The organism is Desulfogranum japonicum DSM 18378, from assembly GCF_000429945.1.
GTDB classification, from domain to species: Bacteria; Desulfobacterota; Desulfobulbia; order Desulfobulbales; family Desulfobulbaceae; genus Desulfogranum; species Desulfogranum japonicum.
The window spans coordinates 1-15,512 of record NZ_AUCV01000018.1 but is presented as its reverse complement, the minus strand read 5'-3'; the positions used below and the strand labels follow the sequence as shown (position 1 = coordinate 15,512).

The 15,512-nt window shown below is 47.3% G+C and carries 12 protein-coding genes, 1 tRNA gene and 1 pseudogene; 9 read left to right on the top strand and 5 right to left on the bottom strand.

Features of this window, described 5'->3' with window-relative positions; translation table 11 throughout:
• Positions 1-190: 190 nt before the first annotated feature.
• The 4 genes from G493_RS0109565 to G493_RS0109550 form a co-directional block, all read right to left on the bottom strand.
• Positions 191-829, bottom strand: a complete 639-nt coding sequence (locus G493_RS0109565; RefSeq protein ID WP_028580197.1) for an HAD hydrolase-like protein — start codon at positions 827-829, stop codon at positions 191-193.
• A gap of 85 nt (positions 830-914) precedes the next feature.
• The gene (locus G493_RS0109560) at positions 915-1,982 is read right to left on the bottom strand and encodes a DUF4340 domain-containing protein (protein WP_028580196.1); all 1,068 of its coding nucleotides are present in this window, start codon (positions 1,980-1,982) and stop codon (positions 915-917) included.
• Positions 1,979-4,888 (bottom strand): Gldg family protein, encoded by a 2,910-nt coding sequence (locus tag G493_RS0109555; protein ID WP_028580195.1) that lies wholly within the window; start codon positions 4,886-4,888, stop codon positions 1,979-1,981. The genes G493_RS0109560 and G493_RS0109555 overlap by 4 nt, the downstream gene beginning before the upstream one ends.
• 13 nt (positions 4,889-4,901) lie before the next feature.
• Positions 4,902-5,831 carry an ABC transporter ATP-binding protein gene (locus G493_RS0109550; protein WP_028580194.1) on the bottom strand — a complete coding sequence of 310 codons (930 nt, stop codon included), beginning with the start codon at positions 5,829-5,831 and terminating at the stop codon, positions 4,902-4,904.
• Between the two features lie 339 nt (positions 5,832-6,170).
• On the opposite strand from G493_RS0109550, the gene G493_RS0109540 reads away from it, so the two are divergent.
• Both G493_RS0109540 and G493_RS0109535 read left to right on the top strand, forming a co-directional pair.
• Positions 6,171-7,070: a DMT family transporter gene (locus G493_RS0109540; RefSeq protein ID WP_028580193.1), complete on the top strand. Its 900-nt coding sequence runs from the start codon at positions 6,171-6,173 to the stop codon at positions 7,068-7,070.
• Between the two features lie 157 nt (positions 7,071-7,227).
• The gene (locus G493_RS0109535; RefSeq protein ID WP_153306466.1) at positions 7,228-7,677 is read left to right on the top strand and encodes a hypothetical protein; all 450 of its coding nucleotides are present in this window, start codon (positions 7,228-7,230) and stop codon (positions 7,675-7,677) included.
• Between the two features lie 8 nt (positions 7,678-7,685).
• On the opposite strand, the gene G493_RS28655 is transcribed toward G493_RS0109535, so the two are convergent.
• Entirely contained in the window at positions 7,686-8,852 is a 1,167-nt protein-coding gene (locus tag G493_RS28655; RefSeq protein WP_084813507.1) for an AI-2E family transporter, read from the bottom strand.
• Positions 8,853-9,153: 301 nt separating this feature from the next.
• On the opposite strand from G493_RS28655, the gene G493_RS0109520 reads away from it, so the two are divergent.
• The 7 genes and pseudogenes from G493_RS0109520 to G493_RS28650 all read left to right on the top strand — a co-directional run.
• Entirely contained in the window at positions 9,154-10,239 is a 1,086-nt protein-coding gene (locus tag G493_RS0109520; RefSeq protein WP_035274125.1) for a branched-chain amino acid aminotransferase, read from the top strand.
• Positions 10,240-10,491: 252 nt separating this feature from the next.
• Positions 10,492-10,782 carry a co-chaperone GroES gene (gene groES, locus G493_RS0109515; protein WP_028580189.1) on the top strand — a complete coding sequence of 97 codons (291 nt, stop codon included), beginning with the start codon at positions 10,492-10,494 and terminating at the stop codon, positions 10,780-10,782.
• Between the two features lie 45 nt (positions 10,783-10,827).
• Entirely contained in the window at positions 10,828-12,474 is a 1,647-nt protein-coding gene (groL, locus tag G493_RS0109510; protein WP_028580188.1) for a chaperonin GroEL, read from the top strand.
• A gap of 193 nt (positions 12,475-12,667) precedes the next feature.
• Positions 12,668-12,744 (top strand) — tRNA-Met (locus G493_RS0109505).
• Positions 12,745-13,459: 715 nt separating this feature from the next.
• Entirely contained in the window at positions 13,460-13,951 is a 492-nt protein-coding gene (locus G493_RS0109500) for a hypothetical protein (RefSeq protein ID WP_028580187.1), read from the top strand.
• 337 nt (positions 13,952-14,288) lie between these two features.
• Complete coding sequence (locus G493_RS0109495; protein ID WP_028580186.1) at positions 14,289-14,951, top strand: hypothetical protein; 663 nt, start codon at positions 14,289-14,291, stop codon at positions 14,949-14,951.
• Between the two features lie 306 nt (positions 14,952-15,257).
• Positions 15,258-15,512 (top strand): annotated as a pseudogene (locus tag G493_RS28650) (IS1634 family transposase); the annotation flags it as partial.

The following is a 15,512-nucleotide window of genomic DNA, read 5'->3' as shown; positions in this document are numbered from 1 at the left end:
GAGAGAGACGGTACAGGTGAATGATCTGGCAAAAGCAATCGGCAAAAACCTTCGGACACGCTACCTGATATACAAAAGGGTACGGATCAAGTCCATGCCCGTTGATCATACCTGTTCAGACGTGGGGAGAGCTGCAGGAGCAACTCTCCAGCATGGAGGTCAGCATGCTCGGATCCCCGGCAGGTGAGTTTTACCTGGCCACTGCTATTTCCAGCAATGCAGAAGGATGTTCTATCAGATGGTCGGCTCCGGCATCCAGCAGCTCTTCTTTTGCTCCATAGCCCCAGAGAACACCTACTTTGGTAAGTCCATTTTTGTGAGCAGCTTCCATATCATGGAGCCGGTCCCCTATCATCACAGACTGTTTGCTGATACGCTCATGCTGTAAGAGTTGATCGAGCTGCTCCCATTTTGCCTGGCCAGGCTGGGAACCACTGACAAAATCAAAATATTTGCCAAAATCAAGATTTTCGATAATACGTTCTGCGTAATCGTGCCGTTTGGAGGTACAAACACCAAGGCGGGCATGTTTGCCAAGTTCGATCAGGGTTTGTTCAATACCTTCATACACGCTGAGTTCGTACATACCTTTGTCGCTGTAATACTCCCTGTAGATTCCGAGCACAGATTCAATTTTATCCGGATCTTCATAGCCGGTAAGCATCTGAATGGAAACCTGCAGAGGGGGACCGATGTAGGCCAGAACTTCATCCTCGTCAATGGGCGGACGGCCCAGTTTTTCAAGGGTGTAGTTCAGGCCGTTGAGAATACCCGGTCTGGAATCGCAGAGGGTGCCGTCCATATCAAAAATAAAAACATCGTGCTGCACGAGAAACTCCTTTTCTGTGATGTGTTGCGCAAGCAGAGGGATGAATATCCAGGCGCTGTCTGACAACGCCTGGATATGGAAAAGGTTATTCGGTGGGCTCAGTATCTGCCGGTTCTTCTGGCAATGGGGCCGGAACCGGAATGTCCGCTTGCTGTTCCTGGGAAAGTTCTTCTGCCATGGTGTCCTCTTTCTGCTCAGGAGCTACCTCTTCAGTAGCGCTGTCTTCAGACTGAGGTGCAGGGGCTTCCAGGTATTTTTCAGGGCCGATGCTGATCAGGTCTTCGATCTGCCAGCCTGGAACCTTGAAGAGGTGTTCCTGATCGCTTACCCGTAGGATATAGTCTTCACCCTCTTCCGGTTTAAACAGTGAATATGTCTGTTTGGGCTTCTGGGCATAGGTGACGGCAAATTCCTGGACAGGAGTCTGTTCACTGATCTTGGCAGCCTCTTCCGGTGCAATGATTCCATCCACACTCATCGTGTGCAGGCTGTTCAGTAGCGTTTTCACCTCTTCCTCAAGGGTAGGCGACTGTTTTTTATCCTGTTCCAGCAGCCATTTGTCTTCATGTTTAATCAGGGTAAAATCTTTGAAGGCAATGCGCTGTACAGAGTCTTTGTTCACCTGGACGATGGTTTTATCCATCCAGCTTTCAGGAGTGTTCTCAAAGTCAAAGGTGCTCAGACCAACGCTGATCACCTCCTGGCTGTCAGCGACCCGGGCATGGCTTTTTCGCAATCCTGCAGAAGAACCAAGGTAAAAATCGCCGACCTTATTGCCCTGACTGTGCAGGATTACATGGCGTTCAAAGTCATCATCAGCCACATGAAAACGGGCCAGTGCAGACTCTGTGGTAGCCACCGCCAAACCCTGCTTGGCTTTAGCAATGTTATCAAGGGCAGTTTGCACCTGTTCGCTGTTTGCTGCAGCATTGTAATAATCAGGAAGCAGCCACTTTTCAGCTTCTTTGGTCAGGCGGACTTTTTGTCCATCTTTTCCAACCACTGTGAGTTGATCCACCTCTTTAATAGCTGTGGATACAAAGGGGGCATCCGGTGTAAAAGCGGCATATCTGGTCGTGTTGAGCTGCAGATTAATGGCCAGACCTATCTGGACGATTAAAAGAATAATGGCAGGAATTATAATCTTGTTCATGCCTGAGTACCTCCATCAACATGGGCTATCAATTGCGCATAGCGGCTTTGAGAGCGCCTTTTCAACAGTCGGGCGACAAACCAGACAAGAAAGAGCCCGGCACATGCAAGACCGTAGTTAAGATACTCCCAGAATATCTGCATATTCTTGTCCAGAGGAGCCAGTGGCCTTGAAAAATGGCTGCGACCGCGAATACTGAGCAGTGCACGGTCTTCCAGAGACCAGTCGACGGTGTTGGCCATTAATTGCACGGGTGACAGGTTATTGGTTCGCATGACACTGGCCCCGATGTTGAGCACTATGTCTCTGATAAAACTGTTGGACGCGAAAAGAATGATGCGTGCTGAATCAACGGATTTGTCCAATTGTCGGCTGATAATCTGTTTTTCTTCTTTGTTGGTGTCCTGTTCAGGGGTTGCAGGTTGTTCCTTGTCCTGCTCATCTTTTTGGAGCAGAGGTGAAGGTTTGCCTGCAAAGTAGGAGGTAAAGCTGCCCTCTATGCTTGCTGCAAGCAGGTAGCGATCCTGTTCTTTTCCCACAGGAAAGCCATATTCTCCGTACTGCTCGAAGTCAGGCTGCAGGTTGGTGTCATCGGTGAGCCAGCTCTTGGCAGAACTTTTCAGTAGTGGAGTTATGATCCGGTCTGCATTTTTTTCTGCATCAATCTGCAGGGGAGACGCCCAGTTCATGGTGACCTGGGGAATACCGCTGAGAATGTCTACCTGGTTACTGTTTGCTTCAGGTCGAATATCGACAAAAAAAGGATAATTGACCATGTGGGTTTCCTGAATGGTGAAACCGCCAACGTTCCGTTCAACAGGTACAGGAAATGCACTGTTTTTAGGATCCATGACCATGCTCTTTTCAAGGGTAATTCCTTGGAATTTTAACCAGTCTTCCAAACCCGAGGTATGTTCGGTGGCACTCAGCCCACCCTGAATATCAATGGAGTAAGGTGATGTTGCCAGGACAACCGTGCCTCCCTGCATCAGAAACTGGTCCATGGCAAAAAGCTGTTTCTCATCCAGTTTATCCGGGGCAATAATCATGAGCAGTTCTGCATCTCCTGGAACCTGCCCGTTTTTCAGGTCTGCTTCAGAAATTACATGCTCCTGGGAGAGCAGTTCCCGCAGCATGCTGAACTGGGGGCCTCTGGCAGGCATACCGTACTGAGCCATGGCCGGGGTTGCCGGAGGAGTATTCAGGGCTACGGTTTTGGTAAAGCCGGTGGCAAAACGTTTGAATCCTGCCTGGATAGCCCGGTTGAGACTCTCTTTTTCAAGATCTTCCGGAAGAGGAATTTCTATGGTCTGGTCACCGCTCTTGGCTACCATGTAAAACCAGAAGGTGTTGCTGTCAAACAGGCTGGCAGCCATGGGGCGGAAACCGTATTGATTCTGCAATTCTTCCGCAACTTTGCCATCTCCCTCTTCAGGATCAACCATGCTGACCTGAAAACGGTCGCCTGCTGTTTTTTGCATTTCATCCAGCAACTGCTGCAGGTCTGATTTGAGGCTAACCAGTTCCTTGGGTAAACGGTTATCCGGTGAGATATATCCCGTAAAGGTAACCGGCCGGTCAATATTGGAAAAGAGATCGCCGCCACCCTGATAGCTGTAGAGCACTTTTTTTATTGCTCTGGTTATATCGTATTCAGGGTTACGCAGCTCCACGTCCATATCCTGCTCATTGCGCACCTTGACTTCTATCAAATCGCGAAAACCCAGGGTTTCAAACTGATCTCCGTATTGAATGAGGATGTCGAAGTAGGAATTGGTCACAGAAGCCTGGTATTTGCTGGCAGTCTGGAAAGGAATGGGACGGATGCCGTATTTTTGCCCTGCTTCCTGCTCCAGATCCGGATTTTCCAGGGGATCGACAAACTCAACCCGTACCTTATTGCTGGCTGCAACTCCGTACTCCTCCAATAGATCTTGCAGGCGTGGAACCAGGGGTGCCAAAAGGGGGTGTGTCTGGGCGCTGAAATATCCACGGATGAGCAGCGGTTCCTTGAGCTGGTTCAGGTAACTGCGTGTTGCACTGGAAATGGAATAGATTTTTCCCTGGGTCAGGTCTGTGCGCAGGGTTCCCATGGGGTAGAGCCAGAAATTGGCAGCCAGAAAGTTGGCCATGACCAGCAAGGTGGCAATTTTCCAGCGTTTATGATGGCTGTTAGGCTGATTGTTGCTCCAGCGAATTCTTTCCAGACCATACAGGTTCAGGCAAAGAAAAATTGCCGTGATGGACAGGTAATAGTACAGATCCCGCAGATCAATTACGCCCCTGGTGATGGAGTCAAATCTGGAACCTGAGCCCAGCAGCTGGAGAAACTCCGTACTGCGATTTCCGAAAAAAGCAACCAGGGTGTCTGAACCAATCAGGTAGAAAAAGGCGCAGACAAGGACCGTGACAATCAGGCTGACAATCTGGTTTTCCGATTTAACGCTGATATACAGACCAATGGCAATATAGGCAGCTGCCAGAAACATGGTCGCCACATAGCCGCCGAGTACCGGTCCCCAATCCAGATCACCAAGGAAACTGACGGTGATCGGCAGAGGCAGGGTCAGCAGCAGGGCCAGTGCAACCAGGCCAAGACAGGCAAAAAACTTACCCAGGATCAGGGTTAGCGGGTTGACCGGTGAGGTGAGAAGGAATTCCAGGGTACCTGCCCTGTGTTCTTCCGCCCAGAGCCGCATGGTTACGGCAGAGGTGAGAAAGATCAACAGGATGGGCATCCAGGCAAACAGCGGACGAACCTCTGTGATGTTGGATGCGAAAAATGTTTCCACCCAGAAAAAAATAAACAGATTGATGCCCAGAAAGGCACCAATAAAGATATAAGCTATGGGCGAGCTGAAAAAAGCGGCAAATTCTTTTTTGGCAACTCGAAAAATGGTGTTCATGACGCGTTCCTCCTTACCGTGCGCTTATCTCTGCAAATACGGTTTCCAGTGTTCTGGTCTCAAAGTGCATCTGGTAGAGTTGCCAATGGTTATCCGTTACTTTCTGTGCAATTTGTGAGGCCAGTGCATGTTGGTCAGCCCCTTCCTTGAGACTGACAATGTGTGCAATACCCTTATCCGGTTGAGTTGCGCATGGTTCTATGGAATCTATTCCGGGCAGATCATTGAGAAGTTGAGAGAACTCTGTGGTTTCGCCTGAGCTTTCCACCAGAAGTTTCTGTTTGGATTGCAGCTCATCAAGATTGGCATCCAGGGCCTTTTGTCCGTCTTTCATAATGATCACCCGATCACAGACAGCCTGCACTTCCTGGAGAATGTGGGTGGAGATAATGACGGTCGCCTCCTGAGCCAGTTCTTTTATCAGGGCGCGCATATGCTGAATTTGCGTCGGATCAAGGCCATTGGTCGGTTCATCGAGGATGATGATTTTAGGCTTGTGGAGTATGGCCTGGGCAACACCTGTTCGCTGTCGATACCCCCGGGAGAGAGTTGAGATGGGTTGCAGGGCTTTTTCAACCAGTCCTGTTTGCTGGAGTACTTTGGCGATCAGGGCCGGACGTTTCCCTGCTTTTATTCCATGCAGGGAAGCCGCGTAATCCAGGTAATCAGCAACATGCATTTCCGGATACACCGGACAGTTTTCAGGCAGGTAACCGATCATGGACTGGATTTTTTTCCTGCTGCGGCCGATATCATTCCCATCTATGGTGATCTGGCCGGATGTGGGCTCGAGAAATCCGGTAATCATTTTCATGATTGTTGTCTTGCCTGCGCCATTGTGGCCGAGCAGACCGACGACCTCTCCATGGGAAATGGAGAAAGACACATCGTCTACAGCCACAAAATTATCGTAGGTTCGTGTTAGGTGATCAACTTGAATCATAAGCAAGTTCTCCTTAGGTGCACCTGTCTTCTAAGATGTACAGCTGCATAAAGGGTCGATTTGGTTGGGTACAAAACGCATAACTCTCCTTTGCCGGGGCGCTCTTCCCGTACAAGCCATACCACAGACAGCGGGAGGTATATGTTTTGTTTTCATGAAGTTATTTCAGAAATCCGGGAAAAGACCCGGGTCGGTATCTATAGTAAATTCAGCATGGCGTATGTCAAGGGAGGAGACTATAAATGATCATCATACCAGGCTGACTGATTACGCCTTGACAACTCGTATTACCTAGAGGTAAGGAGAGAACCTCTCGTTTGAGCAATAGAAGGAGCCATTGTGACCTGTCAAAATTCTTCGTCATCTGGTGTGTGGTTAATTATTGGGGCAGCTGTTCTCTGGGGAACAACCGGAACTGCTCAGGCGTTTGCGCCTGTCACTGCCCATCCCATATCCGTGGGTGCCATGCGTCTGCTGGTAGGTGGTGGTTTTTTGCTGCTGGTGTCACTGGTTCGCCGCAAGTTTAACGGCCAGGCTCCGTGGCCCAAAAAACTGCTTTTGCTCACTGCGTTTTTCGTTGCTGCCTATCAGGGATGTTTTTTTCTAGGGGTTTTTAAAACCGGCGTGGCTGTGGGTACTATGACAGCCATTGGCAGCTCACCTGTTTTTGCGGGTATACTTGGTTATTTTTTTCAGGGAGAGCGTCCTGGATATATATGGTATTGTGCAACGTGTCTGGCCATCTGCGGTTGTCTGTTTCTGGTCGGGCTGGGCACCGATGCCCAAGGTGATGCTGTAGGAATTCTGCTCGCCCTGGGGGCAGGCCTTTCTTATGCCGCCTATACAGTGGGCACCAAAAAAATGTTGGAGACCCATCGGGCAGAGACGGTGGTTGCACTGGTGTTTTCCCTGGCAGCCTGTCTGCTTATGCCCTTTCTTTTCTATTTTGATCAGCGCTGGTTAGTCAGTCGATCCGGTGTGCTGGTTGCGATTCACCTTGGTGTTCTGGCAACAGCCGTCTCCTATTGGCTGTTTGCTTCAGGGCTTAAACACGTTCCTGTGGGAACAGCCGCAACCTTGAGCCTTGCTGAGCCGCTTACCGCTTCCTGTTTAGGCGTACTCATTCTGCAGGAGCAGTTGAGCCGCCTGGAATGGGTAGGGGTGGTGTGTCTGTTCGCTGGTATATGTTTTCTTGTCATCGGACCACGGATTGCACCGCAAGCGAAGAGGAAGGAATAATTATTCTCAAGTTTTTATCGCGTTAATTATCTGAAATTAATAAATTTGTTTGCCAGGGCTCACTTCTTTACCAGATGTTTACTGTACCTCTTCCCGTAGTTGCCATATTCTGTAAGAAACAGAAGGTATACGTCAAGAAAGACGATAAGGATACAACATGGCGACATCTATTGGAAATCGATGGTTTACGCAGGGAAGAACGAGGCGAAATATGGCAACCGTTGAAGTGAATCAGCTCGGAGAGGGGATTGTCCAGGTCCTGGTCCGGGGTGAAGTGGATCACTCCCAGGCCAGTGATGTTTTCCAGATTGCAGTCATGGAACTCCATGACTGTACTTGTGAAAAGATGGTGATTGATCTTCGCCAAACACGGTTGTTGGATCAGTTCTCCATATTTAAAATATACAAATTATTGCATATGTTTAACCAGGCCGTATTGGCGGATCAACATCGTGTTGTTATCAGTGTCCTGTACAATGGCGATGAGGATAAAAAAGAATTTTTGCAAAAAACAGTGAATGATGATGGCATGTTACTGCGGTTTTTTGATTCCAGGGACAATGCTCTTCGCTGGTTCAATGATCCCATGGGAGGAATTTTGCAATAGCATCCTTTTTAAGGAGCCTGTTCATCGCTCTTTTCTTTTGTTTGTGCCGGGATCTCTCCGCAGTAGGGGTGAGATCCTTTTTTTGTGCTGTTTTCAACTGATCTGTTCAATATCACGCTGTATTCCATGAGATACATGTCAGAAAGCGTTAAGAAAGCCGTGACTATGAGTGGGCCGTAAATAATTCCCAGGACGCCGAACAGGCTCATGCCGCCTATAATGGCCAGAAATACCAGCAGAGTATGCATTTTTACCTGTCTGCCGACAAACCTTGGTTTCAGCAGGTACTCGACGCTGAAAGAGAGAATCATGTAAAAAAGTACTGTGAGAATGGCCTTGACCACAGATCCGCTGATAAGCAGAATGACCGCTGTGGGAATTAACACCAGGCCAATGCCGAAAATGGGCAGAAAGGCAAGAATGGCCATCACCGAACCCCAGAGAACCGGGGATTTCAACCCAAGTAAAGAAAAATAAATCCCCCCCAACGTGCCCTGAAACAGACCGCTCAGCCCGTTACCGATAAGGATAACGCCTGCAATTTCCATAAATTTATTCATCAGGAGGCGATCCTGGTCATCGGGCAGTGGAGATAAGCGCGTAAGGAAGTCGACCAGGGAATCAATCTCAATCAGCAGGAAATAAATGACAATGATCAGTACGCAGAACTGCCATGTAAAATTCATGATATTGGCAGCCCAAGAAGTTGCCTGATTATAGACAAACATTCCCATGGTCTTGCTGATCTCGGAGACGATTTCGGTTACATCCGGAGGCGTGAAATGTACTCCGTATTCCAGCAGCAGCTCCTGGAACTGGTGCGTCAATGAATTATTTTGGATGACTTGCTGCAGTTTGAGCAGTACATTACTGTCTTTACCGAGATGGAGGAGATTAAGTGCTTCCGAGGAGAGTGTACCCACGCAAAAAGTAAGAGGGACGAACACTATCAGGGTTATCAGAACACAGGTAAGGCTGGAAGCCATCCAGGGGGACACCCACCTGAGCAGCCAGCTGTAAATAGGCCGGAAGATTCCCGCAAGCAGAAAGGCCAGAATGAGAAAAGGCCAGAACGGCCAGAGAATCATGCCTAGCATGATCATGGACAGCAGAAAAACGAAGATAAAAAATTTCGTCTGTACCGGTGCTAAACTTCGTTTCTGTCTTTGCTCCATAATTCTCTTAAAAGGCTTTATTCTGATGTTCTGTGTTGCAGGTGCCCTGACTGGATTTCCCTGGTGTGTGGGGGGAATACTACCTGCATTGTACTCAACCAGAAATAATCTTTTCCTGAATGTGTCAGGGCGCAGAAAATTATCGGTATATTGAACCGCATATCTGCGACATGTTTTTTTGTCTGTCTCAAGGTTGAATAAAAAATCGTTTCTGGACAGACACTATGTATGACCTGACGTATTGGCATAGTACAAGGTATTACTGCAAAATGAAATTGGATTGCGTGTCAAAGGGGAAACAATGTTACACAAAGATTTTGAAATCGCTGTAAACAAATTACCGGAAGAGCAGCGGAAACAGAAACCGGACCAGGATAAATTGGGCTTTGGGCAATATTATGCGGATCACATGTTCACCATGCGCTGGAACAGGCAGGATGGCTGGCATGACGCCCAGATTGAACCCTATGGTAATATTTCCCTGGATCCCGCGGCCATGGTTCTGCATTACGGTCAGGCCATCTTTGAAGGTATGAAGGCCTATCGATCCAATGATGGCCGGATCCTGCTTTTCCGGCCGCTGGACAATTTTGCACGTATGAATCAATCGGCTTTACGTATGTGCATGCCGCGTTTCCCTGAAGAGCGGGTACTGCAGGCTCTTAAGGCACTCATTTATCTGGATCAGGACTGGGTCCCGTCTGAGCCGGGGGCAACCCTGTATATTCGCCCCACCATGGTAGCCATAGAACCACATCTGGGATTACGTTCCGCTGAAGAATATCTGTTCTATATCATAAACAGTCCTGTGGGAGCCTATTATTCCGAGGGGTTCAGTCCCACCAAAATTTATGTTGAAGATTCTTATGTCCGTGCGGTACCTGGAGGGGTAGGGTTTGCTAAAACCGCAGGCAACTACGCGGCAAGCCTGAAAGCGCAGGTGGAGGCACACAATAAAGGTTTTACCCAGGTACTCTGGCTGGATGCTGTCGAGCACAAATATATTGAAGAGGTAGGTACCTCCAATATCTTTTTTGTCATTAATGACGTCCTGGTTACTCCTCCCCTTGGCGGGTCTATCCTGCCTGGTATTACCCGGGATTCCGTACTCAAACTGGCTGAAGAGTGGGAAATTCCGGTTGAAGAGCGCCGATTGACCATTGGGGAAGTCATTCAGGCTGCAGAAGACGGTTCTCTGCAGGAAAGTTTCGGTACAGGAACAGCTGCGGTGATATCTCCTGTAGGTGAACTTACCTATTGTGAAAAGACCTATACCATTGCCGGCGGAGGAATCGGCCCCCTGTCGCAACGCTTCTATGATGCGATCCAGGAAATTCAGTTTGGAGCCAGGGAAGACTCCCAAAACTGGGTGGTTCCCGTGTGCTAAAAAAAAATAAATTGTTCAGCCTGAAATAAAAATTCTATTTATTTCAATGTATTGGGCGGATATTTTTTTCCGCCCATTACCCTTGATTTTTCAAAATCCGTCACTATTGTTTTGCGCAGTCTAAAGGGCACTGCCCCTGCGATTTCCTACTTTACAGATAGAGCCTGCCGTTTGACGGCAATAGAGACATCTATTTGGCTACAGATAACAAAAAGAGAGAAACATTTAATTACGTAACAGGAGGATTTGTTTATGAAAATTCGTCCGTTGAATGACCGTATTCTGGTCAAGCGATTGGAAGGAGAGGAGAAAACCGCTGGTGGAATCATCATTCCCGATTCAGCTAAAGAGAAACCAGCAGAAGGTGAGATCGTTGCAGTCGGCCCAGGCAAACTGAGCGATGCCGGCGAACGCGTTGCCATGGATGTTGCAGTTGGTGACCGCGTCCTCTTTTCCAAATACGGCGGAACAGATGTAAAGCTGGATGGTGAGGATTATCTCATTATGCGCGAGGATGATATCCTTGGTGTTGTTGAAGCATAATTGAACGATAACTTTCCATTCTTTGTAATAAAGGAGATTTAGATAATGTCTGCAAAAGAATTAAAATATGGTGGCAAGGCTCGCGAAAATATGCTCACCGGTGTGAATGCCCTGGCCAATGCCGTAAAAGTGACCTTGGGGCCCAAAGGTAGAAACGTTCTGATCGAGAAATCTTTCGGCGCACCTGTTATCACCAAAGATGGTGTAACTGTTGCCAAAGAAATCGAGCTGAAAGACAAGTTCGAGAACATGGGCGCTCAGATGGTAAAGGAAGTTGCTTCCAAGACCTCTGATGTTGCAGGTGACGGTACCACCACAGCCACTGTTCTTGCTCAGGCTATTTTCAGAGAAGGTGCAAAACTTGTAGCTGCAGGCTCCAACCCCATGGAAATCAAGCGCGGTATTGATGCCAGCGTTGAAGCTGTTGTTGCTGAGTTGAGATCTATTGCCAGCCCTACCAAAGAGCAGAAAGAGATTGCTCAGGTCGGTACCATTTCTGCAAACAACGATGCGACCATTGGTAACATCATTGCCGAGGCTATGGACAAAGTTGGTAAAGAGGGTGTTATCACCGTTGAAGAAGCAAAATCCATGGAGACCTCCCTGGATGTTGTTGAGGGTATGCAGTTTGACCGCGGTTACCTCTCTCCTTACTTTGTAACCGATCCAGAACGTATGGAAGTTAACATGGAAGATCCTCTGATTCTCATTAATGAGAAAAAGGTTTCCAACATGAAAGACCTGCTTCCTGTTCTCGAGTCTGTTGCAAAAATGGGCAAACCACTGTTCATCATTGCTGAAGATGTTGATGGTGAAGCTCTCGCAACTCTGGTTGTCAACAAATTGCGCGGCACCCTGAACGTAGCAGCTGTTAAAGCTCCTGGTTTTGGCGATCGTCGTAAAGCCATGTTGGAAGATATCGCCATCCTTACCGGTGGTCAGGTTATCACCGAAGACTTGGGCATCAAGCTCGAGAACGTTACTGTAAACGATCTGGGTACTGCAAAACGCATTGTTGTAGACAAAGACAACACAACCATCATTGATGGTGCTGGCGATAAAGAGCAGCTCGAAGCCCGCGTAAAACAGATCCGCACTCAGATTGATGATACCACCTCTGATTACGATCGTGAGAAACTGCAGGAGCGTCTTGCAAAACTGATCGGTGGTGTTGCTGTAATTAATGTTGGTGCAGCCACCGAAGTTGAAATGAAAGAGAAAAAAGCTCGCGTTGAGGATGCCCTGAACGCAACCCGCGCTGCCGTGGAAGAAGGTGTTGTTCCCGGTGGTGGTGTTGCGTATCTCCGCTGCCTCAAAGTGCTCGATAACCTCGAGCTGGATGGTGAGCAGGGACTGGGTAAAAATATTATCCTCCGCGCCCTGGAAGAGCCTGTTCGTCAGATCGCTGCCAATGCCGGTCGTGAAGGCAGTGTAATCGTTGAGCACGTGAAAAACCTGGAAGGACCTAATGGTTTCAACGCTGCAACCGAAGAATACGAAGACCTGATCGCAGCTGGTGTTATCGATCCTGCCAAGGTTACCCGTTCTGCTTTGCAGAATGCAGCTTCTGTATCCGGACTTCTGTTGACCACCGAGTGCATGATTGCAGAAGAGCCTGAAGACGATAAGGGCGGACCTGCAATGCCTCCTGGTGGCATGGGTGGCATGGGCGGCATGGGCGGCATGATGTAATATCTGCCCCAGAGCCTTATCCCTATGGGATTCTTGCTCCATTTTTCAGGTGTAACAGCCTGAAAAATGGAGCCTTTTTTTGCAAGTACTGTTCGCACAAAACAAAGATGTCTTTTTTGATATTTTTTGTTGACAAAACCTTAAAAATTTTGAATATTGGCACGGTTCAAAACGAACCGTTTTTACATAGATTGGCGATGTAGCTCAGATGGTTAGAGCATACGGCTCATATCCGTAGTGTCCGGGGTTCAATTCCCTGCATCGCCACCAGTCAAAAAACCTGCTTAGCCAGGGTTTTAGATATAAGCCTCATCATGTTAATTCGTGGTGAGGCTTTTTTGGTTTTGGCTGTACCCGCTATGTACCCATATTTGAATCCCTAACTTAACTACTGCTAATATGCTCTCTGTGAGCCGTTCTAGGTCAGTCGTGGTAAAGGTTGCAATGCCAGCTATCTGTTAAATAATAGCCTATCATGGCTTTTAAAACCCTTTCCCTTTACCTACGTCGTCTATATGCTCCCTAAGCGCCGCTCATAACCTATTGTGAGCTTTTTTGTCCTGTTACCCAGCAAAGCTACCACCCACAAAAAAGGCCGTCTAAACGGATGACCTTTTAAAACCTGCTTGTCATTATTTCCTTGCGCCTAAGTCCGTTCATCATAAAAAAGCAAGATTTTTTCACAAAATATTAGCTTATTACGAAGTTTGTTTGGTAAAAGGAATCCTGGTGGGACTGCTTATGCAGGGATCGAGATGTGCATAGATTCTTGCGCAAGCCGGGAGGATATACAGATCTGTAGAATCACTTGTTCATGGCGACTTCGTCGCCATGAATCGCGGTGCTGACTTCGTCAAGCACCTCGCCCTGTCGCTTCGCGCCAGAACAAGGTACTTGACCAGACACCGTGAACACCACAACCAAGCTCCGCTTGCTTGCGCTACACACGGCGCTGGTCAGCGCCGCGATTATAGAGTAAATGACAATGAAATATCCAAGGGTATTGTATTTAGGCGGTGCTCCTATGGTTGGAAAAACTACCATCTCTCGCGTTATTGCCGCTCGATTACAGTACGGTCTTATTTCAACCGATGATATTGGGGCCGGAATTGCAGCTGTTACTGATCCCTTATCCCATCCTACTTTTCATTATATGGAAAATTTTGATTATCGCGAATATTACATTGCAAGAAATAATAGCGAGTTGATTCTGGATATCAACAACCAACATCAGGAGTTATGGCCAGCTTTATTAAAGCTTTTTGAAAATCATTCAACTTGGGATTCAGAAACGATTATTGAAGGATGGGCGCTAAGGCCATCTTATGTCTCTAAACTAACCGTTGATATTTCAGGAATTTTTCTGCTATCTGAAGATTCTTTGATTGAAAAACGGATACGCGCTAATGATTTCAGCGTTGGTTCGTCTGGCCCCGAAAAAATGATTCAAAATTATCTTGAACGAAGCCTTTTATGAAGGTATGGAACCAGATTTTATTGCGGATGAATGCATGAAAAATCTAATGGACGACCAAAATCTATAACATTTTATTTCACCGGATTCGGGCCAAAAAGCGGCCCTCTCCGGTGAATAATGCGATGGAGTGACGCTTCGCGCCACGCCATCGAGCTGCGGATTGCCATCCGCTTGATGACTGTCGCTACGCGCCAGCCATCAAGCGGATGCAGCGGACAGAACCGCCACCTAATCGTGTCGCTATCGCGCCACATTAGGCGGCGAATCTGCCGCTGATCCGCAGCCCGATCGGCAAAATCACAGATAACAGAAATGGAATATAGAGAGATAATGTGCGATGAATAAAAAACGCTTGTTTACGTATCTCAAAACCCAAAGCCAATCGAAGCTATTAGAAATGCTACAATTAGCCTTTGATACGATGGACACAAATCAAAGGCATGACGTGTTTGGTGGAGCAATAAGCGAAGCACCAACATCTTCTGTGGACGGTGAGGAAGTTCTGGCAACTATTGAAGAGTTTTATGAAAAGTCTGTGGGCGGTTACTATTATGCGCCATTTGACATAAATTCTAAAAATTTTTCCGATATCCCAGAGGAAACCGATGCCTGGTTTGATGAAATAAGCGATTACCTTGAAGATAGCTCAAAATTAACCGATCAAAGAGATCATGATGTGGCGGTGCAGTGCTTCAAGTTGCTTCACAAACTGATTGATAAAATGGAAGACGGTGAAGAAATTGTTTTCGCCGATGAATACGGAACATGGATGATCACTGGAGATGAAAAACGATTTATCAAATCGTATCTAACATCATTATCTGCTATTTTAACACCTGAAGAATATGCAAACGGTGCAATACCCTTAATAAAGAGAGACAGCTACGAATCTTTTCATAATAAAGTTTATGCCATTGCAACCAAGATTGCCAATGAAGATCAGAGGCTTCTTCTGAAAAGGAAAGTAAAAAAACAGGGAATAAAAACAAGAGCAAGGTGAAACGGCAAGATTGCCGAACATGTAGCTTCAGCAGACAGCCAGGGCAGTGGCACTTTTGGAATAGCGAAGCGGACTGACATTAAACATTTTATTCAAGGGCAGCAGTAGCCTTGGCTGCTGCTGAGCATGGCGTTAGCCCAAGTTTTTGACAATTATTCTCAAAGTCTCCCCTGATGAAAGTTTTTCGTTGCGCTAAAAAAATAAATCGTCAGAATTTCAGCAACATAGAAATTCACCATCGCTTGTAGTGCCATAAAAAATAATAAAGACTTGACATGCAGACTTTTTTATGCCAAGCTGCGACGCATGTATATTCGAAGAACTACAATCAAAGGAAGGAAAGACGGTGGGCAGTATTATACCTATCGCCTTGTTGAGTCCAAGCGGACAGATAAAGGCGTAAAGCAATATACCCTGCTTAATTTAGGTGTAGGTTTTTCCTTGCCCAGGGACCAGTGGCCGGATCTCACTAAGAGGATTGAAGCGATCCTTGCCGGTCAATCCATTTTGGTGCCGATTGATCCTGAAATAGAAAAATTAGCCCAAGAATACGCATCAAGG